Origin of the sequence: Simiduia curdlanivorans (assembly GCF_030409605.1) — a bacterium.
GTDB lineage: Bacteria > Pseudomonadota > Gammaproteobacteria > Pseudomonadales > Cellvibrionaceae > Simiduia > Simiduia curdlanivorans.
Genome location: NZ_JAUFQG010000004.1, coordinates 1,552,501 through 1,575,953, shown reverse-complemented (window position 1 = coordinate 1,575,953; position 23,453 = coordinate 1,552,501). Strand labels below are relative to the sequence as shown.

The window sequence follows — 23,453 nt, the reverse complement described above, 5'->3', positions numbered from 1 at the left end:
TTTTAATCAGCCAAAAATTACAATTGGCGCCAACTGCGCCAGTTAGCACCCGTATAAAAGATTTTCGACCATCTACTATTAGAAAAATTCGCGACGATCGAACTAGGTGACGCCAAAATGAGCTGCCAGTGGCTTGGTAAAACTTACAAAAAGCAATGAAAATTTTTCAACTATCACTCCCTACTCCGCGCAAAAACCACTGATTCAGCCCACAAACCAGGCAATTAAAGCACTGGCACATCGCTTGCTACTTAAGTAATTGAACGCAAAGCATAAACGTCGAACCTTATACACAAGGAGTCATCCTATGAACTATCCAAAGGCAAAATTTCTCGCTTCAGCATTTTTATTGGCGGCGAGCGCCCATACACTGGCTGACAACGAATCAGATTGGAAAAACCAGTCGATTAACGATGCCTGGCTCGACGGAAAATCCGAAGCCACATTATTGCTAAGCCCCAATCTCAATAATTTCACTATCGACACACTGGTAAAAAATGGTGAAGTCACCCTGCGCGGTAATGTCGATAGCGAAATTCATAAACACTTAGCCGAAGAACTAGTACTCAGTGTTGAAGGCGTTACGAGTGTTAACAACCAACTCAAGGTGGCGCCAGACACCTATGCTACCGATGCCATTTTGGATGAAATGCAGAACACCAAAACCGAGTCGCTCGTGAAAGCGCGACTGTTAATGGACACAGAGGTGTCAGGAACTAGCATTGAAGTAGAAGTGAATCAAGGTGCCGTCATTTTATCTGGCACCGTGTCGTCTAGCGCAGAGCGAGAACTTGCACAAGCCATTGCAGAAAACACATCAGATGTGGAAAAGGTCATCAACAACTTACAAATAGCAAGTTAAGACCTAACTAGCACCGCCTAAATACGGCGGTGCTAGTTACCCCGAATAGCCATTAATGACAAACCAGTTTCAACGTTCAAGGAGTAGGTATGAATACCGCAACAGTATTAAGCAGCAAACCCAAAGAGCAACTTACAGAGAACGGCATAAATCGCGCCGACAGAAGTGAGTTAGCGACATTTCTTTCCAAAGCGTTGGCCGATACATTTTTACTCAACGTGAAAACATTAAATTTTCACTGGAATGTAATGGGCCCACTTTTTTACAGTTTGCACAAACTAACTGAGGAACAATACCGGGATCTAACCGACGCCATCGACGTGATCGCCGAGCGGATTCGCGCACTGGGATTTGTCGCACCAGGTAGCTTAACCAAGTTTGCCGAGCTGACCGATATTATTGAGGAGTCGGGAACACCCAGCGCGGAAAATATGATTAATCAATTGGCTGATGACAACGAGCGCTGCGCACGAAGCCTACGCGTTGCAGTGGCTGCCGCCGAAGAAATAGAAGATGTCAAAACCGCCGATTTATTAACCGATCGCATTGGCCAGCACGAAGAAAATGCCTGGATGTTAAGAGCCATTGTATCTAGCTAAAAAGTATCTAGCTAAAAAGTATCGAGCTACTCACCCAGCCACCGTTTACGAATACTCTACCGACCGATCAGTTTCAGGAATAGCTATGAACACCTTAAACAAGCACTGTGAAATTCCACCCAAACGATTAAACCACTGCAGCCAAGAGCGGCAAGTCGGTATAGAAATTGAAATGGCGGGCCTCGCGCCAAAACAAATCATTGCAGCCATTAAGCGCCACTTCGGTGGCGATGAGGCGTTGAACGGGCCGCTAGAATACGCATTATTAGACTCTCAACTGGGTAATTTTAAAGTTGAGCTGGATTCCAGAACCGTTAAAAAGGCCTACAAACTAGCTGATGATGCAGACTTACCTTGGCCGCTCGAAGACGCCAATACTATTGTTAAAGATTTAGCCGAAAACTGGGTACCTTGGGAACTCGTTAGCCCGCCAATACCTGTATCCCAGCTAGATCAAATCAATGATTTGGTTATTGACCTACGCCATCAAGGAGCCTTGGGTACACGCAAAGCCGCGCAGTATGCTTTTGGCATGCACTTAAATCCCGACCTCCCCGATTTAACCGCCGCGACTATTTTACAGTACCTACAAGCCTATTGTTGCCTCTACGACGGAATAGTTGCGCGCGAGCGACCGAATTTTGCCCGTCAACTAACACCGCACATTCGCCACTTTGATAAGGATTATATTTTAAAAATAATCGCTGCGAGTTATGCGCCGGACCTTCAAACGCTGATGGCGGATTATGTGGAACATAACCCCACACGCAATCGAAGCTTGGATTTACTGCCTCTATTTCAATTTTTAAACGAAGACTTTATTAAGCAGTCGCTAAACGATCCACGCATTAAGTCGCGGCCTACATTTCATTTTCGCCTACCCAACTCAGACATTGACAATCCTAACTGGGGCATCCACATCGCCTGGCACGAATGGCTAGCGGTAGAGTGGTTGGCGCAGGATGAAAAGCGCCTAACACAGATGTGCAGCGCCTACCGTAAAGAATTAAATCGGTTTGGCCATCACGTCGACAACCAATGGCAGAAAAGGGCCAGCGCGGAATTAGCCCGATGAACACAGAGCCGATACACATTGCGGTCACTGGTCCAGATCGCGGGCTAAAATTAGGTTGGTGGGCAAGTTACTGTATTCTGCGCGGGCTAGAAGCGCAGGCGCACTATATGAGCCCGTCAAATAAACCGCCGAAAGTTCCGATTAGCGGCGTCATCATCGGCGGCGGCAGCGATATCCAACCGAGCCACTATCAGGGCGATCCGATTATCGGTTACCCCTACGACCCTGCGCGCGACAGCTTTGAATTAGACATAATCAAACAAGCGCTGGCGCACAAGCTACCCATACTCGGCATTTGCCGCGGTGCGCAACTGTTAAACGTGGCTAAAGGTGGGAATTTAATTGCCGATGTTCGACCGCTGCGACAACACAGCAGCAACAGAAATTACATCACGCCCTCGAAACTCATTACGATTGCTACAGACTCGCGCCTAGAAAAGTTAACCCAGCGTAACAAGCTCAAGGTAAATAGCCTGCACAAGCAAGCGATTAATAGACCAGGGAAAAATTTAACCGTCGTTGCGCGAGACAAGGACCAACTAGTGCAGGCGGTGGAGGCCAAGGGCGAAAATGATCAATTCGTACTGGGCGTTCAGTGGCATCCGGAATACCTGCCTTACAAGCAAAGCCAGCGGCACATTTTCCGTGGCCTTTGCACAGCAGCTAAGGCGAGCCAAGCCCGCCTTTTCAACTGCTAAACTTCGCGATCTCGTCATCGTTAACCAACACCACTAACCCACTAATAGCGATAACCAACGAAAAGAAGGAAAAGATTAGTGTTCCCGCGTTGCTCTAAAGCGCACGTCTGGGTGGCGCTCTTCAGCTAGCGATAAATTAACCCGCGTGGGTGCCAAATAGGTTAAGTGGCCGCTACCGTCTAAGGCTAAATTATCGTGGCATTTGCGCTTAAACTCTTCGAATTTTTTAGCGTCTTTACAATCAACCCAGCGCGCGCTGTTCACACTAATGGGTTCGTAAATCGCGTCCACTTTATACTCGTCTTTGAGTCGGTAGGCGACCACTTCAAACTGCAACACCCCCACGGCGCCAACGATTAAGTCGTTATTGGCCATGGGGAAAAACACCTGGGTCGAGCCCTCTTCCGATAGCTGCTGCAACCCCTTTTGCAATTGTTTGGTTTTCAGTGGGTCCTTTAAACGAATACGGCGGAATAATTCCGGCGCAAAGTTGGGGATACCGGTAAACTTTAGCTCTTCGCCTTCGGTGAAAGCATCGCCAATCTGAATCGTGCCGTGGTTGTGCAGGCCGATAATGTCTCCCGCTAGGGCCTCGACCACCTGTTCGCGGTCACCGGCCAAGAAGGTTACCGCATCGGCAATTTTCACATCTTTACCGATGCGCACATGGCGCATTTTCATGCCTTTGCTGTAAGCACCAGAACACACGCGCATGAACGCAATACGGTCTCGGTGCTTCGGGTCCATATTAGCTTGAATTTTAAAAACAAAGCCTGAAAACGTTTCTTCACTGGCTTCAACAGTGCGCGGCTCGGCTTCGCGCGACTGGGGTGCTGGTGCATACTCCACGAAGCCATCTAACATTTCTTTCACGCCGAAGTTAGATAAGGCGGTGCCAAAAAATACCGGTGTTTGTTTGCCGGCAAGATAGGCGTCCCGATCAAACACGTGGGTAGCGCCGCGCACTAGCTCAATTTCATCGCGTATAGCATCGGCTTCGTCCCCCAGCAAAGCCGTTGCCTCATCGCTGGCCAAGCCTTTGATTTCGCGAAAGTCGTGCAAGGTGTGACCAAAGCCGTTTTCAAACACGGTGATGGTATCGGTATACAAATTATAGATACCCCGAAATAAGGAGCCAGAGCCCAGCGGCCAGTTAATTGGCGCTGCGGCGATGTTCAATACTTCCTCAATCTCATCCATTACTTCAACGGGGTCGCGAATATCGCGATCCAGTTTATTAATGAAAGACAGAATGGGGGTATCGCGCAGGCGACACACATTCATCAATTTAACGGTGCGATCTTCTACACCTTTGGCGCCATCAATTACCATCAGCGCGGAATCCACCGCGGTTAATACGCGGTAGGTATCTTCAGAGAAATCTTCGTGGCCGGGCGTATCCAGTAAATTAACCACGCGATCATGGTAGGGAAACTGCATCACCGAGGAGGTCACCGAAATGCCTCGCTCTTGCTCCATCGCCATCCAATCTGAGCGCGCATGTGGCCCGCGCTTGCCCTTAACTGAACCAGCCAGCTGAATTAACTGGCCTAACAACAAAAGTTTTTCGGTGACGGTGGTCTTACCCGCATCCGGGTGAGAAATAATGGCGAAGGTGCGGCGTTTGGCGATTGCAGCCTGATGCTGGCTCATGGCGTTACTCAAATGGAGGCATAAAGCTCGCCATTATAGCGCCCAAGGCCAGATGCCGGTAGCCGAAATTCCGCCTGACGCCTATCGAGAGGCGGTCGCACATGGCCATGGAATATACCCAAACCATGCCAATTAACCTAAACTCAGCTGCCAACAATCAAAACCAAGTCACCCACCACAAAAAAGGAATTACCCATGCTGGATTACGTGGCACTTTTCATATTGATTTTTGCCGTTCTGGCCGTGTTTTACGGTGTCATTGTCATTCACGACATACCCTACGAGATCGCCAAGCACCGCAACCACCCCCACCAAGACGCTATCCACATCGCCGGATGGGTCAGCCTGATGACCCTGCACGTGATCTGGCCGTTCCTCTGGATCTGGGCCAGCCTGTATCGCGATGACCGCGGCTGGGGATTTTCCGGGCAAGACTCACCTGGAGCCCAATTGGCCGAACTACAGACGCGTCTCGCTGCGCTGGAAAAGCAATTCACGGCGAAGGAGCAATAAGCCATGGATCTACTGTTAATACTCACATACACCGGTTTATGCATCGTCGTCTTCAAGGTATTCAAGGTGCCACTAAACAAGTGGACAGTACCGACAGCGGTGTTGGGCGGCATTGTGCTGGTGGGCGCCATCATGCTCATCATGAACTACAACCACCCCTATTCCGAGAATTCCCGCGAGTACTTTGTCACCACACCGGTGATTCCAAATGTCAGTGGCACGGTAGTGAGCGTGGACGTAAAGCCCAACCAACCCCTGAAAGCCGGTGACCTGCTATTCACTATTGATCCGACGCCTTTTGAAGCCAAGGTTGCGTCACTGCAGGCTCGGATTGTGTCGGCCAGAGCGGATTTCGAACGACAGAAAACCCTGGTGCAACGCAAGGTGGCAAGTCAGGCCGACTTGGACCGGGCTCAGGCTAACTTTGAAGACCTCCAGGCGCAGTTAGTCTCAGCAGAGTTTGACCTGAAGTCCACTCAGGTGCTGGCACCTACGGATGGCTATGTGACCCAACTATTCCTGCGCCCAGGCATGCGCGCCGTGGCTATGCCGCTGCGACCAGTGATGGTGTTTGTGCACAAGGAAAACTATTACTACACCGCCTTTTTTCGGCAGAACTCCGCCCTGCGTCTGAAACCGGGCTACGAGGCGGAAATTGCCCTAGATGGCATCCCTGGTGAAGTCTTCAGCGGTGAAGTGGTGCAAGTCGTGCCGGCACTGCGCGAAGGTCAACTGCAGCCAACCGGCGACCTGGTTGCCTTTAACGCCGGCATCCCGGCCGGCCGGGTGGCCGTAGTGATAAATATTACCGACCCCGCCTATGCAAAGTACGCCAGCCAATTGCCTCTAGGTAGCTTTGGCCAAGCCGCGGTCTATTCTGAACACGCCCATCACTTTGGCATTATCCGCAGGATACTGCTGCGCATGGCAGCATGGATGAACTACATTTACCCGCTGCACTAAGAACCAGAAAAGCACAGGGCGGGTTAAAACGCCCTGTGCTTTCATACCAGCAAACAATTTTATCATCGCTGCAACCTAACGAACGCTAGATCGCATCGCCCGCCCTTGGCAGATCGCCGACCACCACTGACACCCATCGCCATATCGGCAAAGCGAGGCACCAACCCGCCCAATTCAAGCACGCCACAGCCGTCTATAGTTTGGACTCACAATCAAGCAAAATCATCATGATGAATATCACTGAATAACTATAATAAATTATATTGATCTGTATGACTCAGCTAGTATCTATACTCAACGCAGTTAAGGGTGAATACAGATGTCCGAGCTATATCTCGTGCGCCATGGTCAAGCATCATTTGGCGCTGCGAATTACGATCAGCTGTCACCCTTAGGGTTTGAGCAGAGTCGCCTACTTGGGCAATATTTTCGCGAGCGCGAGATCACCTTCGACAGAATCATTTGCGGTGGCATGCAACGGCATCGGCAAACCCTAACAGCTATTGGTGAAGGCATAGGGGGTTTTTGCTGCGAAGCAGAGCAAGACCTGGGCTGGAATGAATTTCAGTTTCAGCAACTGGCGGCCGCCTACCTCGCACTCAACCCACACATGCAACCTGCGCCCGATGCGCCGAAGCGGGCATTTCTTGAAGTATTGAAAAAGAGCCTGCAAGCCTGGTCTAAGGGCGAACTACCTGAACAGACGCTAGATGAAAGCTGGGTGACATTTGAAACACGGGTAAGCGCGTCACTCAGCCATATCATCGCCCAACCCGATAAAAACAAAGTGCTCATCGTAAGCTCTGGTGGCGCCATTTCCATGGCCTTGCGGCAAATTTTACGCGCCGACGCAGAAACGATGATTGCGCTAAATTTACAAACCGCCAACACCGCGGTGAGTCGCTGTCACTTCAATCCGCAGGGCTTCAGTTTGCACAGCTTTAATCACCTACCCCATTTGCACGAGATAGAGAAAAGCCAACACATATCGTTTTTCTAAAAATGAAATGCCGAAAATAACTGAGGAATGAGCAATGAATTTCGAATACTCTGAAAAAGTGTCACAACTCCTTAAACAGCTATGTGCGTTTATGGATGAGCACGTCTATCCCAATGAAGCCGAAATGCACGCGCAAGTGGCAGCCGATCAATGGAACACCCCAGTCTTGATGCAGGAATTAAAAGCGAAAGCGAAAGCAGCTGGCCTGTGGAATCTATTTTTACCCCTTAGCTATGGCAAATACAGCGCCGGACTTACCAACCTTGAGTATGCACCACTGGCTGAACAAATGGGCAAAGTGCATTGGGCACCAGAGGTTTTTAACTGCGCAGCTCCCGATACCGGCAACATGGAGGTCTTGGCCAAATACGGCAATGACGCGCAGAAAAAACAATGGTTGGAGCCTCTACTAGCAGGTGAAATTCGCTCGGCTTTCGCCATGACTGAGCCAGATGTTGCCTCTAGTGATGCCACCAATATCGAAACCCGCATCGAACGCGACGGCGACGAATACGTTATCAATGGCAAGAAGTTTTATATTTCCGGCGCCTGCCGCAAGCAGTGCGCCATTATGATTGTGATGGGTAAAACCGACCCCACCAACCCGAGCCGCCACTTGCAACAATCGCAAGTATTGGTGCCCATGAATACACCGGGGGTTAAGGTCACTCGCCCAATGACCGTGTTCGGCTACAACGACGCGCCCGAAGGCCACGCCGAAGTTATTTTCGACAATGTGCGCGTGCCAACGAGCAATCTAATTTTGGGCGAGGGCCGCGGTTTTGAAATTGCGCAGGGGCGCTTAGGCCCGGGCCGTATTCACCACTGTATGCGCTCCGTGGGTGTTGCTCAGCGGGCGCTTGAATTGATGTGCAAGCGCGCCAATACCCGCGTGGTATTTGGGCAGCCGATGATAAAGAATCAATCGGTACGCGAAGATATCGCCCGCTCGGCCTGCCAAATCGAGCAAGCGCGTTTGCTTACCTTAAAAGCCGCTGCAAAGATGGATCAAGCCGGCAATAAAGAAGCCCAAGATTTAATTGCAATGATTAAAATTGTCGCGCCGAATGTAGCGCTCGACGTACTCGACCGCGCCATTCAAATTCACGGCGCCGTTGGCGTTAGCCAAGATACTTTCCTCGCGCAGCAATTTGCCGGCCAGCGCACGCTACGCTTAGCCGACGGCCCGGATCAAGTGCACATGATGCAACTGGGTAGAAATTTAGCGAAACGCTTGGAAGACTAAAATCGACTTGAGAACTAGAAGCGTCTTGAGAACCATAAATGTCTTGAGCACTGATTTAACATTTTATGTGCGAGCTGATCCAAACCAGCAGCGAAAAATAGCGACAGGAAAATAACATGTCTAACAAAGATGCCGTACAACATCTAGACACGGACAAGCTCAGGCCTTACCTACAACAACATGTGCCCGGCTTTCGCGGGCCGTTTAGCGCAGAAAAGTTTTCCGGCGGGCAATCCAACCCCACCTTCAAACTCACCGCCAGTTCCGGCGTTTATGTGCTAAGGCGTCAACCGCCGGGAACACTGTTGAAATCTGCCCATGCAGTAGATCGCGAATACCGCGTGCTCAAAGCCTTAGCAAACACCGAGGTTCCGGTGGCAAAGGTACACCACCTGTGCGAAGACACCAGTGTGCTGGGTTCCATGTTTTACATCATGGATTTCTGCGACGGGAATATTTATTGGGGCGCAGCACTGCCGGAGGCGCAAGACAACCGCCAGCGTACCGCCATGTACTACGAAATGAATCGTGTACTGGCGGCGCTGCACGATGTCGACATAGACGCGGCGGGCCTCAGTGACTACGGCAAACCCGGCAACTATTTTGCGCGTCAATTTGAGCGCTGGAGCGGTCAATATATCGCATCAGAATTGCAGCCAATCAGCGCCATGAACCAACTCATTGAGCAGTTACCACAAGCCATGCCCGCCGCCGACGGCATGGTCGCGCTCGCGCACGGCGATTATCGCTTAGATAATTTAATGTTCAGCAAAGATAACAGTCGAATTATCGCCGTGTTGGACTGGGAACTATCCACCCTCGGCCACCCCTATGCCGATCTCGCCTACCAATGCATGCAAATGCGCTTGCCCCATTCGACTGATAGAACGGCCATGTCTGGTTTAATGGGCGTCGATCGAAAAGCCTTGGGCATTCCAAGCGAGGCAGAATATGTCGCGCGTTACTGCGAAAACCGTGGCATCAGTGGCATAGAGCATTGGGAATTTTATCTCGCCTTTAGCTTTTTCCGTCTTGCCGCCATCGCCCAAGGCGTGGCCAAGCGCGCCAGCCAAGGCAACGCCTCGAATAAAAAGGCCGCCGCCGTGGGTGCCATGGTTGCGCCACTCGCGCAATTTGGGCTGCAGTGTTTACACGAAAAATAATTCAATAAAGGGATAAGCAAGATGAAAGCCGTTATCTGTAAAAACTTTGGCCCGCTCGACCAACTTCACTACGGTGACCTGCCCGACCCGGTAGCAAAGCCCGATGAAGTTGTGATTCGCGTTGAAGCCTGCGGCGTTAACTTCCCCGATGGTCTCTTGGTGCAGGGCCTCTACCAAATGAAGCCCCCGACACCTTTCGTTCCCGGAACAGAAGCCGCCGGCACTATCGAAAGCGTTGGCGCAGAGGTAAAGCATTTAAAAGCAGGACAGCGCGTAGTTTGCTGCAACCTGCTCAATTGCTACGCAGAAAAATTGGCCATTAATGCCAAAATGGTGCTGCCGCTGCCGAATCAGATTCCCTTTGAGGAAGCGGCGGGTTTAATCACCGCCCATGCCACCGCGCATCACGCACTCAAACAGCGCGCCAATATCCAACCCGGTGAAACCCTACTCGTTACCGGCGCTGCCGGTGGTACTGGGCTAGCAGCAGTACAAATTGGCAAGGCGATGGGTGCGCGGGTTATCGCGGCGGCATCAAGCGTTGAAAAACTGGAACAAGCGCGCCTCAACGGCGCCGATATTTTAATTAACTATTCAGAAAAAGATTTAAAAACTGAACTAAAAACAATAACTAATGGCCAAGGTGTGGATGTTGTGTATGAATGTGTTGGCGGCGATACCTTTGACGCCTGCGCACGCAACATGGCCTGGAATGGTCGGTTGTTAGTGGTTGGCTTTGCCAGTGGGAAAATTCCCGAGCTGGCTGTCAATCTCGCCTTGGTGAAAGGTTTTAGCTTAGTGGGCGTATTCTGGGGCACCTTTACCCAAAAGCAACCTAAGGACTTCGGCGCCAATATGCAGGAATTATTGCAATGGTATTTGGCAGGCAAGGTCAAAGTTGTGGTCGACCAAGTGTTTGCGCTTGAAGATACCGTAAAAGCCCTAGAAAAAGTGATGAGCCGCAAGGTCATTGGCAAAGTAATTTTAAAGCCCTAATTAGAAAATCTAACCTCAAACTTATTTATTATCGGAAAACCAGCAATGAAAAAAGATCTGTTTGACCTCACAGGAAAAATAGCCCTCGTTAGCGGTGCTAGCCGAGGCATCGGCGAGTCCATCGCTAAAACCTTAGCCACCTATGGTGCGCACGTTATTGTATCCAGCCGAAAAGTGGCGGACTGCCAACGCGTCGCCGACGAGATTATCGCCGATGGCGGTAGCGCCGAAGCCTGGGCCTGCCATGTAGGGGATATGGAAAGCATTGCCAATACCTTCCAATTTGTTCGCGACAAGCACAAAGGCAAACTCGATATTCTCGTCAACAATGGCGCTGCCAATCCCTATTTCGGTCATATCCTCGACACCGATCTCGGTGCCTTTCAAAAAACCGTGGATGTAAATATTCGCGGCTACTTTTTCATGTCTGTCGAAGGCGGCAAGTTGATGCGCGAAAACGGCGGTGGCAATATCGTGAATACAGCATCCGTCAACGCACTTAGCCCAGGCCACTTTCAAGGTATTTATTCGATCACCAAAGCCGCTGTAGTAAATATGACTCAAGCCTTCGCGCGCGAGTGTGCCGAGTTTAATATTCGCTGCAACGCACTGCTGCCTGGTTTCACCAAAACAAAATTTGCCGGCGCTCTGTTTACCGATGACGGCATCTACAACCACGCCATTGCCAATATCCCCATGAAGCGCCACGCCGAGCCCGACGAGATGGCCGGCGCTGTGTTGTACTTAGTTTCTGCGGCCAGCAGCTACACCACTGGGCAATGTATTGTGGTCGATGGCGGCCTAAACGCTTAAGGAATTTCAAATGGATAAATTACTCGATTTCACCGGTAAAACTGTTTTAATCACCGGCGCTGCGCAAGGCTTCGGCGCGCTTTTGGCCGAAGAGCTTGCCGCCCGCGGCGCCAATTTAGTACTCGGCGATATTAAAACCGAGCCACTGCAGGCGCTGGCAAAAAAGCTAAAGGCCAACGGCGCAAAAGTAATTGCGCAAAATTGTAACGTTGCCGTGGAAGCGGACGGCAAGGCGATGGTTGATGCCGCGATGGATCAGTTCGGACAACTCGATATCGCCGTCAACAATGCCGGCATTGGCCAAGCATTAGAGTTGACAGAAGAGGTTTCCGACAAAGACTTCGAATCGCAATGGCGCGTCAATGTGATGGGCGTGCAATACGGTATGCGGCACCAACTCAAGGCAATGAAAACCAAAGGTAGTGGTGTCATTCTCAATGTTAGCTCAATGGCGGGCCTTGGTGCCGCACCACGCCTCGCCGCTTATAGTGCGGCAAAGCATGCTGTGATTGGCTTATCGAAAACCGCCGCCGTTGAAAACGCCGCGCTGAATATTCGCGTCAATGCGATCTGCCCGTTTTTTGCTTTAACGCCCTTGGTCACGGAATCGGCCTTATCGGCCGCAGGCGTAGAGCAGGCGAAAGCCACACTTAGCCGCAACGCTCCTATACGTCGGTGCGCGGAACCCATAGAGATTGTTAATGCGATGATATTGTTGCTGTCGCCGGGCAATACCTACATGACCGGTTTAGCGATTGCCGTGGATGGCGGTGTATCGGCTATCTAATTTTCTGCCTATCTACGCTCTAAAACCTGAACGATAAAAGGCTTAAGCGGCGACCCGTTGAAAGCGTCGCTTAAGCCAATACCACGCAATAAAGCCAACCAATGCGTTACAAAGCGCCGTGGCAACAAATAATCCTGTAACACCCCACTGCCACTGAAACAACCAGGCTAAAGGCAAATACAACCCCATAACCCGCAAAAAAGAAATCGCCACACCGGGCATTGGCTGACCTATGCCATTGAAGGCAGCATTGACCGACATCACTAAACCATAGGCGCCATAGCTGATCGGCACGATCAATAAATAGCTCATTGCGATAGCGACAACAGCATCGGCATCGGAAAATAACCGGACCAGATACTCTCCTGCTAGCCACAGGAACAAGGCCAACACCAAGCCAAAACTCAAGCAAAACTTTGTCATCACTTTCAAGGTTTCATCTAAGCGATCAAACTTTTTAGCACCTAAATTCTGCCCACAAAATGGCCCGACGACACCGGACAACGCATAGAAAACAATGAGCACAATGGGCTCGACGCGCATGGCAATGCCAAGCCCTGCCACAGCCACTGTGCCGTAGGCAGCCACTAAGTAAACCACCACCCCACTAGCCAGCGGGATAATAATATTATTCACCATGGCCGGCACACCGACGTGCACTATCGCCCGCCAAGACACCATCACCTCATCCCACTTGGCAAACGGATTTACCAGCATCGATAGGCGTTTGTCTAACACGAATATCACCACTACAAGGCTCATCGCGCGGGTAATTAAGGTTGCTAGTGCCGCACCTTCAAGCTCTAAACGGGGAAAACCGAATAGCCCGAAAATCAAGATCGGATCGAGTATTAAGTTTAACACCGCCGCCGCCATCATCAGCGTGCCTTGAATACGCGCCAAGCCCATGGCGCGCAATGAGGCCAAACCCACCATGGGCACCATTAAACAGGGCGCACTGAAATACCAAATCCACATATAGTCGTGAATCAGCGGCAGCAGTTCTGGCTCGGCACCCAACAAAGTGAACAAGGGGTTGATGGTAAAGATACCAATGGCGCACATCACCACGCTGATGACAGTGGTTAAGGTCATGGAGTCGGTTGCCATACGCTGAGCGAGATGGTGGTTATTGCTGCCAATGGCGCGCGCAACCGCAGACGAGGTGCCGGCGCCCAAACCGATGGCAATACTGGTCAGCACCATAACAACGGGAAAGGTAAAACTCATTGCCGCCAGTTCGGTATGGCCGAGCTGAGCCACAAAAAGGGTATCGACAGCATTAAATGACATGGTGGCCAATAAGCCCCACACCATGGGCATTGCCATGTCGCGCAAATGCGGACCTACCGCGCCTTCAGTGAGGACTGGCCGACTAGCTGGATTCATGAGCCTTCAAGGTCTTGGAAAAGCGCAATTATACACCAAGGCGCCCGAACAGGAGCCGCTTGCGGCTGCGCCAACTAGGCATCCATCGGATTGCTGCGGCTTATTGTCGCAGCCCGGTAACATTCAGCGATTTAGCTTTATAATGCGCCCATGAAAATAGCCCAACCTGAATACTCACCCAGACGGCAAGTGACGCAAAACCTACGCACCTTGGTATTGCTGCGCTGGATGCTACTGACCGCACTGCTCCTATCGCTAAGTGCCGCCTACTTCAAACTAAACTTGGTGCTGGAATACCAAACACTGTTGTGGCTCATTGGCGTATTTTTCGCATTAAACCTACTCACCCATTGGCGAATCCAATCTCAAGTGCGCGCCAGCAACGCCGAATTTATGGCGCAGCTGACCGTAGACATTATTGGCTTATCAACCCTGCTGTATTTTACCGGCGGCGCCACCAACCCCTTTGTCAGTTATCTACTGATTCCACTGTGCATTGCCGCCATCGCCTTACCCGCGCGCCTCACCTTTGTCATTGCGGCGCTGTGCATCGGCTGTTATTGGTGGCTACTCAGTAGTTATATTCCGGTGCAGAACTTAGCGCCCACCCACCCTATGCATCATGCGCCCACGCAAGATTCTTCGCTGCATATTTATGGCATGTGGTTAAATTTTGTGTTCAGCGCCGGCATTATCGCAACCTTTCTCAGCCGCATGGCGAGGGAATTGCGCGAACAAGATCAAATTATTCAAAACCAGCGAGAACATGTGTTGCGCTCAGAACAACTCACCGCCATAGCGACACTCGCCGCCGGTGCAGCGCATGAATTAGGCACACCGCTGACCACTATAAAAATTGCCGCCAAAGATATTATGGCGGCAGCTCCCAGCGCAGATATCGCTGAAGACGCAGCGGTTATTAGCGCGCAAATAGACGCCTGCCAAAACTCCCTTAGAAAGCTACGCGATCAAGCCGAAGCCGGCATGCACATACAACTTAAGCGCCAACAATTGAAAATCTGGCTCGAACACACTATCGACCAGTGGCAGCTGATCAATCCGCAAAAATGCCTGGCGCACGACCTCAGCTCGCTCGCCGACAATGCATTTCTAAATGCAGACACCACACTCACCCAATCACTAATCAACCTGATGAACAATGCGGCGGAACAATCTGAACAAGCAATTACACTGCAGATTGAGTTGCTACACATCGACACCTCAAGCCCAAGGTTACAGCTCGATATCATCGATTTCGGCGGGCGCATTGCCGAGCAGGTTAAACAGCAGTGGGGCCAACCGTTTAACAGCAATAAAGCCGAGGGATTAGGCTTGGGCGTTTACCTTTCCAATAGCACCATAGAGCGACATCAGGGCAAGTTAATTTTACTCGAAGAACAAGCGCGTAAGATTACCCGCATCGATTTACCGATTATTATTGAACCCAGCCAATAGGACGCCAAGCATTGCATTATCTTTTACTCGATGACGATACTGCCCTCACGGAAACCTTAAGCCGATCGCTAATAAGACGCGGCCAGACTGTGAGCCAATGTCACAACCTAGCCGAGCTAGACTCGCGGCTGTCTGAGGCGCAATTTGATCGTGCGATCGTCGATTTAAAAATGGCCCACGAGAGCGGACTAGATGCCATCCAGCGCATCCAACAACGCCAGCCAGACTGCGCCATTGTGATGTTAACCGGCTATGCCAGTATTGTGACAGCGGTGGAAGCCATTAAACGTGGCGCCGTGCAATATTTACCAAAGCCTGCCGATACGGACGAAATCATAAATGCCTTTGGCGACAAGCTAACAGCAGAAAAAATTGATATTGCGCCACCGTCGGTGGAAAGATTGGAATGGGAACATATTCAACGGATCTTACACGAGCAGGACGGCAACATTTCTGCCACGGCGCGCGCACTCAATATGCATAGACGTACTCTGCAAAGGAAACTCTCGAAAAACCCAGCAAAATGCTAACACTCGAATGAGTTTGGTTTAGATAAATCAGCTTAAGCCATATACCGCGCCATGATCAGCGCATGCTCTTTGCCATTAAGGGTTGGGTAATAATTGGGCCGCTCGCCCACTTCCATAAAGTCGTAGCGTTGATAGAGGCGTATCGCCTTTTTATTGCTAACGCGCACCTCTAAAAATACGGTTTCGGCTTTTTTCTCGGCCCAGTGCAGCAAGTCATCCATCAGGGCAGACGCCACCCCCTTGCGCTGACTCTTTGGGCTTACGGCGATGTCCAACAACTCGGCATCGCCGCCTGCGGCCGAGGCGATATAAAACCCGAGCAATTTTTCATCGTCAAAATAACCGACACAGCGATGATGGCCCGCCAAACTATCGTCCATATTTTTACGCTTCCAAGGATGCGAATGCGCAATCGACTCAATATCCATCACTCGATCGATATCGGCCGGAAACAGGAGACGCAGAGGCGATTCAGTAGTATTCATGGCGACGCGGTTCTTAGGCAATACGCAGGTGCGAAATAGCGGCCCAAACGGGTGCTTTCATGGCCGGCGCTTCAATAAGTGCCTCAAGACTGGGCAGACAAACGGCAGGCATGACATCTGCCTCCGCTAAGGTTATCTGAGTTTGGGCGTAGAGCGCGGTATCTTGCTCGAGCAAATTGCGCGAGCTCATCTCGCCAAAACACAACAAGCTTGTGGCTTGACCAGCAAATCTGCGCGCCAGCAAAATTGACTTTAAATAGGTATCAGCCGGGCCACTCTGCGCCGCGCTCAATCCCTCCAAAGGCCATTTAATAACCTCCGGTTTTTGCGTTTCAACCACAGCGCGACCCAAGGCAATGAGAATATTTTTTAGCAAAACATTAACCGGCAACGCCTTCTGTACCTGCCGATCCGCAACCACGATTAAGCCAGCAAACTGCCACAAGTTCACCGCAAAGGCATCACTGATGGCCGACTGCTGCTTCGCCAGCAAGGATAAGTTAGCGACTTTACTCGGCGACCGAGCAGGCTCTGTCACTTTGGCGTTCGCCAACATCGATTGCAGTATATTACCCACTGCCTCTGGCGCTGCCGCTTCTTGCGCGCGATCTTGACGCACGGAACTAGTCGCTGGAGACTCACTAGGCGCGGCTGCAGTCAGCTCGACACTTAAGCTGGCTAAGTCACACTGCAGCGGCACGGGCGCAGACGGCAATACCCACTTGGGCATGTAGGTTTGTATACCCATTGCCTCTAAATATTGCTGCCTGGCCATTTCCTGCATTGTTTAGCTCACCGTCTCTTAGACACCCTCGCGCTGCGGGTGCTCTTTGTGCTTATCTTCAGCCAACAAGTTTAACGCATCTATGTAGGCTTTAGCAGAGGCGATGACAATATCGGTATCGGCGCCGGTACCATTGACGATTAAACCCTGCTTGCTCAGACGAACCGTCACCTCCCCCTGCGCTTCGGTGCCTTGGGTAATAGCGTTCACCGAATAAAGCTGTAATTCGGTATCACTACAGGCAATTTTCTCTATCGCTTTGAATGTGGCGTCCACCGCACCACTGCCTTCGGCCTCGGCATGCTTTAACTCACCGTCTACCGTGACACTCACTTTTGCGTTGGGCACTTGACCGGTTTTACACAGCACCTCTAAGGTCTCGAACTGAAACTGATGGCTCGACAGACTCTCGCGCACATCGGACACCAAGGCCTGTAAGTCTTCGTCGAATATTTCGTGCTTTTTGTCGGCCAGCGTTTTAAAACGCACGAAGGCTTCATTAAAAACCTCTTGAGTTTCAAAGCTAATACCCAACTCTTCAAAGCGGGATTTAACCGCTGCGCGACCCGAGTGCTTGCCCAACACCAACTTGTTGGAGTGCCAACCCACATCTTCGGCGCGCATAATTTCGTAGGTTTCGCGATGCTTCAACACACCGTCTTGATGAATACCGGACTCGTGTGCAAAGGCGTTAGCGCCAACGATGGCCTTGTTTGGCTGTACCGGGAAGCCGGTAACACTAGCCACCAAGCGAGAGGTTGGCACGATATGGGTGGCATCGATACGGGTGTCTAGATTCAACACATCTTTGCGGGTTCGCATGGCCATGACGATTTCTTCCAGTGACGCGTTGCCTGCGCGCTCGCCCAAGCCATTAATCGTACACTCCACTTGGCGAGCGCCATGCCTTACGGCGCTTAACGAGTTAGCAACCGCCAAGCCCAAATCATTGTGGCAATGGGTTGAAAAAATCGCTTTATCGGCGTTTGGTACCGCGGCGATTAAACGCGAAAACATCAAACCGTATTCCAGCGGCTCACCATAGCCAACGGTGTCGGGTAAGTTGATGGTGCTGGCGCCGGCATCAATCACCGCCTCAATAATTCGGCACATGAACTCATGTTCTGAGCGGCTCGCATCCTCCAACGAGAACTCCACATCCGCAACCAAATTACGCGCCCGCTTCACCGACCGAACCGCGCGCTCAATCACCTGATCCGGCTGCATTTGCAACTTGTATTTCATGTGGATTGGCGAGGTAGCGATAAAGGTGTGAATGCGACCTGCAGCCGCTGGCGCCAATGCTTCACCAGCGCGGTCGATGTCTGCATCGGCAGCACGTGCGAGGCTACAGACAGTGGAGTCTTTTACTGCTTCAGCAACAGCTTTAACAGATTCAAAATCGCCTTGGCTGGCAATAGCGAAACCAGCCTCAATCACGTCAACCCGCATTTTTTCGAGCATTTTGGCGATGCGAATTTTTTCGGCTTTTGTCATGGACGCGCCTGGGCTTTGTTCGCCATCGCGCAACGTTGTATCAAATATGACCAAACGATCAGTACTCATGGGAATCCTTGCAGCAAAATTTTATAGGGAAATAACGGGCTGGCTTGGACAAGCCAAAGACACTTACAGGGCTAATAGCCTGTAAGTGTGGTGATAAGTCGGAGGCACTTGGAGGACGTGTAAGACACAATCTCTACTCTACATTACTAATGGGCGAAGTTTAGAACATTACTCCTCCATTTAGCAAGCAGAAAAAGAACACCCATCCTAACTTTGATCATTAAGCCAAAGCTAAAGAAGTATAATTACGTAAAAACAACCTAAGACGAATGATTTATCCTATTTTCTCCAAGAGCGAGTCAAGTTGCTTACGCAGCGCGACCAGATCGACTTCAGTCGTAGCAGTTGCTACCTGCTTAACCCAGTTAATAGCCATAGGCTGCAAGGCTTTTCCCGCGTCAGTAAGCTGTACCCATACCTGCCGCTCATCCTCTAATCCCCGTTGGCGCGCGACCAAGCCCAGCGCCTCCATACGCTTAATCAACGGCGTTAAGGTGCCAGAATCAAGCATCAGCTTGTCGCCCAAGTGCCCCACCGTGACAGCCGATTCACTCTGCCAAAGCACCATGAGTACTAGGTACTGGGGGTAAGTAACCCCCATGCTATCTAACAGTGGCTTATAGGCCCGAATGACCAAGCGGCTAGCAGCGTACAACTTAAAACACAGCTGCTGATCCAGATGCACAAGCTTGGCATCATCAATTGCATTACCCATTAGCCAAGCGCTGCCTTAAGCTCGGACTCCAAGGCCTCCGGCTTATCTTTTGGGGCGAATCGCTTAATGACTTTGCCATCGCGCCCAATAAGAAACTTAGTGAAATTCCACTTAATACCTTCGGTACCAAAAACGCCAGGCGCCTCAGCTTTCAACCAATTAAACAGAGGATGGGCAGTCTCACCGTTCACATCGACTTTCGCATAGAGCGGAAAAGTGACGCCAAAATTGAGCTCGCAGAACTCGCTAATTTCAGCGCTATCGCCAGGCTCCTGCTTGCCGAATTGGTTACAGGGAAAACCCAAAACCTCAAACCCCTGATCTTTATACTTTTTATAAAGTGCTTCGAGACCTTTGTACTGGGGCGTGAAACCACACTTACTGGCGGTATTCACTATTAACAAAACCTTGCCCTTATAGGCGCTAAAATCCTCTGGCTCAGCCGACAAACGGGGTGCACTAAATTGGTAGATATCACTCACGGCAATCACTCTCTCTTTAAAGAAAAGTCGAATTTACATTGTGCACAATATAATTGCCAGCAAGATATTGCTATTAGGGTGATTGATGGGTTTGAAGAAGGATTGAGTTGACAGGGTACAGTTTACAGGACGGGCGGGAGGGCAAACGGCGGAGCGCCTAGCCCGATAGCTCGGGCCCCTGCAAGCTGCAAGACGGATGGCTGCAAGCTGCAAGCTGCAAGCTGCAAGCTGCAAGCTGCAAGCTGCAAGCCAAAATTGTGCGTTTGCTAACACCCAATCACAAATAAAAAAGCCCAACCGAGCAATCGATTGGGCTTTTTGTGGATCTTCTTTTAACAGCAAGCGGCACGGCCGCAATGCGCTATTTTCGTTACAAAGCAGCTAGTGGCAAGCTCTTACATGGGGCTAGTCTGCGCGTTGTGGTTGCGACCAGCAACCTACGCAGAATAGCGCGGCCAGTGATACGGGGCGGAGGGGCGGCCACCCGCCATCCGTCGGTTCAGTTGGTCGGCATTCATTCCGGCTGCGACTTAACGAAGTTCGGCACGGCCATCCGCTTACTTACGCTCAATCTTCGCAAACTGGACGTCATCAAGTACGAGTATAACTCGCTATTCGCACGCTCTCACATGGGGGCTCCGCGATGCGCTTAGGTTGCGATCAGCAACCTGCATCGCGGAGCGCCGGCAAGCTACGCTTGTCGGCCGGACCGCGTGAGCGGCCCCACAAATAAAGAGAGGGTGGTGCGGCACTCCGACTTGCCCCATGCGAGCGTAGGATATTGGCAAGCACCTCAGTGGTATGTGGGCCACATAAAAAAATACCCCGAACCATTGCTGATTCGGGGTATTTTAATTTAGATGCTTGACAATGTCCTACTCTCACATGGGGAAACCCCACACTACCATCGGCGCTAATTCGTTTCACTACTGAGTTCGGGATGGGATCAGGTGGTTCCAAATCGCTATGGTCGTCAAGCAAACTGGTATGGATCGCTGTGTCTTATGTCACTTTCAATAAGCAACGGCATGCGTTATCCAAATAGGGCGGTAAATGTGCTCTGTTGTCTTTCGATAACAAAGTCGTCGTAATAATTCTGTCGATGCTGAGTCTCGTGTTACATAAATCTGATTAATTTGTTGTGTGATCTCTCACGCAATACTTCAGATCGTTCTCAAATCATTTTCTATTTCTAAAAAGTACAACGTCAACACAATCGTTTCTGTTATATGGTCAAGCCTCACGAGCAATTAGTATTGGTTAGCTCAACGCCTCACAGCGCTTCCACACCCAACCTATCAACGTCGTAGTCTTCAACGGCTCTTTAGGGGACTTAAAGTCCCAGGGAGATCTAATCTTGAAGGAGGCTTCCCGCTTAGATGCTTTCAGCGGTTATCCCGTCCGAACGTAGCTACCGGGCAATGCCATTGGCATGACAACCCGAACACCAGAGGTTCGTTCATTCCGGTCCTCTCGTACTAGGAACAACTCTTCTCAAATCTCCAACGCCCACGGCAGATAGGGACCGAACTGTCTCACGACGTTCTAAACCCAGCTCGCGTACCACTTTAAATGGCGAACAGCCATACCCTTGGGACCGGCTTCAGCCCCAGGATGTGATGAGCCGACATCGAGGTGCCAAACACCGCCGTCGATGTGAACTCTTGGGCGGTATCAGCCTGTTATCCCCGGAGTACCTTTTATCCGTTGAGCGATGGCCCTTCCATACAGAACCACCGGATCACTATGACCTACTTTCGTACCTGCTCGACGTGTCAGTCTCGCAGTCAAGCTGGCTTGTGCCATTACACTAACCTCCTGATTTCCGACCAGGATTAGCCAACCTTCGTGCTCCTCCGTTACTCTTTGGGAGGAGACCGCCCCAGTCAAACTGCCCACCATGCACTGTCCGCAATCCCGATAAGGGACCTACGTTAGAACCTCAAACATACCAGGGTGGTATTTCAAGGACGGCTCCATCGAAACTAGCGTCTCGACTTCAAAGCCTCCCACCTATCCTACACAAATAGGTTCAAAGTTCAGTGCAAAGCTACAGTAAAGGTTCACGGGGTCTTTCCGTCTAGCCGCGGGTACACTGCATCTTAACAGCGATTTCAATTTCACTGAGTCTCGGGTGGAGACAGCTCCGCCATCATTACGCCATTCGTGCAGGTCGGAACTTACCCGACAAGGAATTTCGCTACCTTAGGACCGTTATAGTTACGGCCGCCGTTTACTGGGGCTTCGATCAAGAGCTTCGCTTACGCTAACCCCATCAATTAACCTTCCAGCACCGGGCAGGCGTCACACCCTATACGTCCACTTACGTGTTTGCAGAGTGCTGTGTTTTTAATAAACAGTTGCAGCGGACTGGTTACTTCGACCACCGACAGCTTACGGAGTAAATCCTTCACCGTCAGTGGCGTACCTTCTCCCGAAGTTACGGTACTATTTTGCCTAGTTCCTTCACCCGAGTTCTCTCAAGCGCCTTGGTATTCTCTACCTGATCACCTGTGTCGGTTTACAGTACGGTTCTTTGTTACCTGAAGCTTAGAAGCTTTTCTTGGAAGCATGGCATCAACCACTTCGCTCAATAAATTGAGCTCGTCATCAGTTCTCAGCCTTAGGGGACCGGATTTGCCTAATCCCCCAGCCTACAACCTTAAACACGGACAACCAACGCCGTGATGGCCTAGCCTTCTCCGTCCCTCCATCGCAGTAACAAAAAGTGTAGGAATATTAACCTACTTCCCATCGACTACGCGTTTCCGCCTCGCCTTAGGGGCCGACTAACCCTGTCCCGATTAACGTTGGACAGGAAACCTTGATCTTCCGGCGGGGGAGTTTTTCACTCCCCTTGTCGTTACTCATGTCAGCATTCGCACTTCTGATACCTCCAGCATGCTTCTCAACACACCTTCAACAGCTTACAGAACGCTCCCCTACCCCACAGACAAAGTCTGTAGCCACAGCTTCGGTTGCTAATTTAGCCCCGTTACATCTTCCGCGCAGGCCGACTCGACTAGTGAGCTATTACGCTTTCTTTAAAGGGTGGCTGCTTCTAAGCCAACCTCCTAGCTGTCTAAGCCTTCCCACATCGTTTCCCACTTAATTAACATTTGGGACCTTAGCTGGTGGTCTGGGTTGTTTCCCTCTTGACAACGGACGTTAGCACCCGCTGTCTGTCTCCCGGATAGTACTCACTGGTATTCGGAGTTTGCATGGGGTTGGTAAGTCGGGATGACCCCCTAGCCCAAACAGTGCTCTACCCCCAGTGGTATTCGTCCGAGGCTCTACCTAAATAGATTTCGGGGAGAACCAGATATCTCCGAGCTTGATTAGCCTTTCACTCCGATCCACAAGTCATCCCCTAATTTTTCAACATTAGTGGGTTCGGTCCTCCAGTTAGTGTTACCCAACCTTCAACCTGCTCATGGATAGATCGCCCGGTTTCGGGTCTATTGCATGCGACTAAAACGCCCTATTAAGACTCGGTTTCCCTACGGCTCCCCTAAACGGTTAACCTTGCCACATACAATAAGTCGCTGACCCATTATACAAAAGGTACGCAGTCACACCACGAAGGTGCTCCTACTGCTTGTACGCATACGGTTTCAGGATCTATTTCACTCCCCTCACAGGGGTTCTTTTCGCCTTTCCCTCACGGTACTGGTTCACT

At 50.8% G+C, this 23,453-nt stretch carries 21 protein-coding genes and 2 rRNA genes (1 of these 23 running past the window's edge); 14 read left to right on the top strand and 9 right to left on the bottom strand.

All coding sequences use genetic code 11. The features are described 5' to 3' along the window. Positions 1 to 307: 307 nt before the first annotated feature. The 4 genes from QWY82_RS07085 to QWY82_RS07070 all read left to right on the top strand — a co-directional run bounded on the left by QWY82_RS07085 (position 308) and on the right by QWY82_RS07070 (position 3,234). Positions 308 to 862 (top strand): BON domain-containing protein, encoded by a 555-nt coding sequence (locus QWY82_RS07085; RefSeq protein WP_290260866.1) that lies wholly within the window; start codon positions 308 to 310, stop codon positions 860 to 862. Positions 863 to 951: 89 nt separating this feature from the next. After that, positions 952 to 1,461, top strand: a complete 510-nt coding sequence (locus QWY82_RS07080) for a Dps family protein (protein WP_290260865.1) — start codon at positions 952 to 954, stop codon at positions 1,459 to 1,461. An 85-nt stretch (positions 1,462 to 1,546) separates the two neighbouring features. Further along, positions 1,547 to 2,536 (top strand): amidoligase family protein, encoded by a 990-nt coding sequence (locus QWY82_RS07075; protein ID WP_290260864.1) that lies wholly within the window; start codon positions 1,547 to 1,549, stop codon positions 2,534 to 2,536. Beyond that, on the top strand, positions 2,533 to 3,234 hold the full coding sequence (locus QWY82_RS07070; protein WP_290260863.1) for a gamma-glutamyl-gamma-aminobutyrate hydrolase family protein: 702 nt from the start codon (positions 2,533 to 2,535) through the stop codon (positions 3,232 to 3,234). Before QWY82_RS07075 ends, QWY82_RS07070 begins: the two co-directional genes overlap by 4 nt. A 75-nt stretch (positions 3,235 to 3,309) precedes the next feature. Here QWY82_RS07070 and QWY82_RS07065 read toward each other — a convergent pair whose 3' ends face one another. Beyond that, positions 3,310 to 4,887: a peptide chain release factor 3 gene (locus QWY82_RS07065; RefSeq protein ID WP_290260862.1), complete on the bottom strand. Its 1,578-nt coding sequence runs from the start codon at positions 4,885 to 4,887 to the stop codon at positions 3,310 to 3,312. Positions 4,888 to 5,082: 195 nt separating this feature from the next. Between QWY82_RS07065 and QWY82_RS07060 the strand changes: the two genes are divergently transcribed. The 8 genes from QWY82_RS07060 (at position 5,083) to QWY82_RS07025 (ending at position 12,368) form a co-directional block, all read left to right on the top strand. Next, complete coding sequence (locus QWY82_RS07060; RefSeq protein WP_290260861.1) at positions 5,083 to 5,400, top strand: DUF3302 domain-containing protein; 318 nt, start codon at positions 5,083 to 5,085, stop codon at positions 5,398 to 5,400. 3 nt (positions 5,401 to 5,403) lie between these two features. Further along, positions 5,404 to 6,363, top strand: coding sequence for an HlyD family secretion protein (locus QWY82_RS07055; protein WP_290260860.1), 960 nt, complete (start codon positions 5,404 to 5,406; stop codon positions 6,361 to 6,363). A gap of 319 nt (positions 6,364 to 6,682) precedes the next feature. Beyond that, entirely contained in the window at positions 6,683 to 7,363 is a 681-nt protein-coding gene (locus QWY82_RS07050) for a histidine phosphatase family protein (RefSeq protein WP_290260859.1), read from the top strand. Positions 7,364 to 7,397: 34 nt separating this feature from the next. Then, positions 7,398 to 8,609: an acyl-CoA dehydrogenase family protein gene (locus QWY82_RS07045; RefSeq protein ID WP_290260858.1), complete on the top strand. Its 1,212-nt coding sequence runs from the start codon at positions 7,398 to 7,400 to the stop codon at positions 8,607 to 8,609. Positions 8,610 to 8,725: 116 nt separating this feature from the next. Continuing rightward, positions 8,726 to 9,772, top strand: coding sequence for a phosphotransferase (locus QWY82_RS07040; RefSeq protein WP_290260856.1), 1,047 nt, complete (start codon positions 8,726 to 8,728; stop codon positions 9,770 to 9,772). Positions 9,773 to 9,793: 21 nt separating this feature from the next. Beyond that, positions 9,794 to 10,768: an NADPH:quinone oxidoreductase family protein gene (locus tag QWY82_RS07035; RefSeq protein ID WP_290260855.1), complete on the top strand. Its 975-nt coding sequence runs from the start codon at positions 9,794 to 9,796 to the stop codon at positions 10,766 to 10,768. Positions 10,769 to 10,813: 45 nt separating this feature from the next. Next, positions 10,814 to 11,581: an SDR family oxidoreductase gene (locus QWY82_RS07030; RefSeq protein ID WP_290260854.1), complete on the top strand. Its 768-nt coding sequence runs from the start codon at positions 10,814 to 10,816 to the stop codon at positions 11,579 to 11,581. 10 nt (positions 11,582 to 11,591) lie between these two features. Then, positions 11,592 to 12,368 carry an SDR family NAD(P)-dependent oxidoreductase gene (locus QWY82_RS07025; RefSeq protein WP_290260853.1) on the top strand — a complete coding sequence of 259 codons (777 nt, stop codon included), beginning with the start codon at positions 11,592 to 11,594 and terminating at the stop codon, positions 12,366 to 12,368. A 42-nt stretch (positions 12,369 to 12,410) separates the two neighbouring features. Here the strand turns inward: QWY82_RS07025 and QWY82_RS07020 are convergent, their stop codons facing one another. Continuing rightward, the gene (locus QWY82_RS07020; RefSeq protein ID WP_290260851.1) at positions 12,411 to 13,757 is read right to left on the bottom strand and encodes an MATE family efflux transporter; all 1,347 of its coding nucleotides are present in this window, start codon (positions 13,755 to 13,757) and stop codon (positions 12,411 to 12,413) included. Between the two features lie 150 nt (positions 13,758 to 13,907). On the opposite strand from QWY82_RS07020, the gene QWY82_RS07015 reads away from it, so the two are divergent. Both QWY82_RS07015 and QWY82_RS07010 read left to right on the top strand, forming a co-directional pair. Further along, on the top strand, positions 13,908 to 15,212 hold the full coding sequence (locus tag QWY82_RS07015; RefSeq protein ID WP_290260850.1) for an ATP-binding protein: 1,305 nt from the start codon (positions 13,908 to 13,910) through the stop codon (positions 15,210 to 15,212). A gap of 11 nt (positions 15,213 to 15,223) precedes the next feature. Next, positions 15,224 to 15,742 (top strand): response regulator transcription factor, encoded by a 519-nt coding sequence (locus QWY82_RS07010; protein ID WP_290260849.1) that lies wholly within the window; start codon positions 15,224 to 15,226, stop codon positions 15,740 to 15,742. 32 nt (positions 15,743 to 15,774) lie between these two features. Here QWY82_RS07010 and rimI read toward each other — a convergent pair whose 3' ends face one another. The 7 genes from rimI to QWY82_RS06975 form a co-directional block, all read right to left on the bottom strand. After that, positions 15,775 to 16,227 carry a ribosomal protein S18-alanine N-acetyltransferase gene (rimI, locus tag QWY82_RS07005; protein ID WP_290260848.1) on the bottom strand — a complete coding sequence of 151 codons (453 nt, stop codon included), beginning with the start codon at positions 16,225 to 16,227 and terminating at the stop codon, positions 15,775 to 15,777. Between the two features lie 13 nt (positions 16,228 to 16,240). Continuing rightward, positions 16,241 to 17,011, bottom strand: a complete 771-nt coding sequence (locus QWY82_RS07000; RefSeq protein ID WP_290260847.1) for a hypothetical protein — start codon at positions 17,009 to 17,011, stop codon at positions 16,241 to 16,243. Positions 17,012 to 17,029: 18 nt separating this feature from the next. Next, a complete protein-coding gene (locus tag QWY82_RS06995; RefSeq protein WP_290260846.1) occupies positions 17,030 to 18,577 on the bottom strand; it encodes a 2-isopropylmalate synthase in 1,548 nt (515 codons plus the stop codon). A 274-nt stretch (positions 18,578 to 18,851) separates the two neighbouring features. Next, the gene (locus QWY82_RS06990) at positions 18,852 to 19,292 is read right to left on the bottom strand and encodes a MarR family winged helix-turn-helix transcriptional regulator (RefSeq protein ID WP_290260845.1); all 441 of its coding nucleotides are present in this window, start codon (positions 19,290 to 19,292) and stop codon (positions 18,852 to 18,854) included. Continuing rightward, on the bottom strand, positions 19,292 to 19,774 hold the full coding sequence (locus QWY82_RS06985) for a glutathione peroxidase (RefSeq protein ID WP_353958679.1): 483 nt from the start codon (positions 19,772 to 19,774) through the stop codon (positions 19,292 to 19,294). The genes QWY82_RS06990 and QWY82_RS06985 overlap by 1 nt, the downstream gene beginning before the upstream one ends. 862 nt (positions 19,775 to 20,636) lie before the next feature. After that, a 5S ribosomal RNA gene (rrf, locus tag QWY82_RS06980) occupies positions 20,637 to 20,752 on the bottom strand. A gap of 251 nt (positions 20,753 to 21,003) precedes the next feature. Further along, positions 21,004 to 23,453 (bottom strand): 23S ribosomal RNA (locus QWY82_RS06975) (it continues 438 nt past the right edge of the window).

Excerpts from the sequence above, each read along its gene's own strand:
- QWY82_RS07015 (WP_290260850.1), top strand. The coding sequence starts at position 13,908 with ATGAAAATAGCCCAACCTGAATACTCACCCAGACGGCAAGTGACGCAA.
- QWY82_RS07060 (WP_290260861.1), top strand. The coding sequence starts at position 5,083 with ATGCTGGATTACGTGGCACTTTTCATATTGATTTTTGCCGTTCTGGCC.
- QWY82_RS07045 (WP_290260858.1), top strand. The coding sequence starts at position 7,398 with ATGAATTTCGAATACTCTGAAAAAGTGTCACAACTCCTTAAACAGCTA.
- QWY82_RS07030 (WP_290260854.1), top strand. The coding sequence starts at position 10,814 with ATGAAAAAAGATCTGTTTGACCTCACAGGAAAAATAGCCCTCGTTAGC.
- QWY82_RS06990 (WP_290260845.1), bottom strand. The coding sequence starts at position 19,292 with ATGGGTAATGCAATTGATGATGCCAAGCTTGTGCATCTGGATCAGCAG.
- QWY82_RS06995 (WP_290260846.1), bottom strand. The coding sequence starts at position 18,577 with ATGAGTACTGATCGTTTGGTCATATTTGATACAACGTTGCGCGATGGC.
- QWY82_RS07055 (WP_290260860.1), top strand. The coding sequence starts at position 5,404 with ATGGATCTACTGTTAATACTCACATACACCGGTTTATGCATCGTCGTC.
- rimI (WP_290260848.1), bottom strand. The coding sequence starts at position 16,227 with ATGAATACTACTGAATCGCCTCTGCGTCTCCTGTTTCCGGCCGATATC.
- QWY82_RS07070 (WP_290260863.1), top strand. The coding sequence starts at position 2,533 with ATGAACACAGAGCCGATACACATTGCGGTCACTGGTCCAGATCGCGGG.
- QWY82_RS07085 (WP_290260866.1), top strand. The coding sequence starts at position 308 with ATGAACTATCCAAAGGCAAAATTTCTCGCTTCAGCATTTTTATTGGCG.
- QWY82_RS07000 (WP_290260847.1), bottom strand. The coding sequence starts at position 17,011 with ATGCAGGAAATGGCCAGGCAGCAATATTTAGAGGCAATGGGTATACAA.
- QWY82_RS07035 (WP_290260855.1), top strand. The coding sequence starts at position 9,794 with ATGAAAGCCGTTATCTGTAAAAACTTTGGCCCGCTCGACCAACTTCAC.
- QWY82_RS07050 (WP_290260859.1), top strand. The coding sequence starts at position 6,683 with ATGTCCGAGCTATATCTCGTGCGCCATGGTCAAGCATCATTTGGCGCT.
- QWY82_RS07025 (WP_290260853.1), top strand. The coding sequence starts at position 11,592 with ATGGATAAATTACTCGATTTCACCGGTAAAACTGTTTTAATCACCGGC.
- QWY82_RS07040 (WP_290260856.1), top strand. The coding sequence starts at position 8,726 with ATGTCTAACAAAGATGCCGTACAACATCTAGACACGGACAAGCTCAGG.
- QWY82_RS07020 (WP_290260851.1), bottom strand. The coding sequence starts at position 13,757 with ATGAATCCAGCTAGTCGGCCAGTCCTCACTGAAGGCGCGGTAGGTCCG.
- QWY82_RS07080 (WP_290260865.1), top strand. The coding sequence starts at position 952 with ATGAATACCGCAACAGTATTAAGCAGCAAACCCAAAGAGCAACTTACA.
- QWY82_RS07075 (WP_290260864.1), top strand. The coding sequence starts at position 1,547 with ATGAACACCTTAAACAAGCACTGTGAAATTCCACCCAAACGATTAAAC.
- QWY82_RS07065 (WP_290260862.1), bottom strand. The coding sequence starts at position 4,887 with ATGAGCCAGCATCAGGCTGCAATCGCCAAACGCCGCACCTTCGCCATT.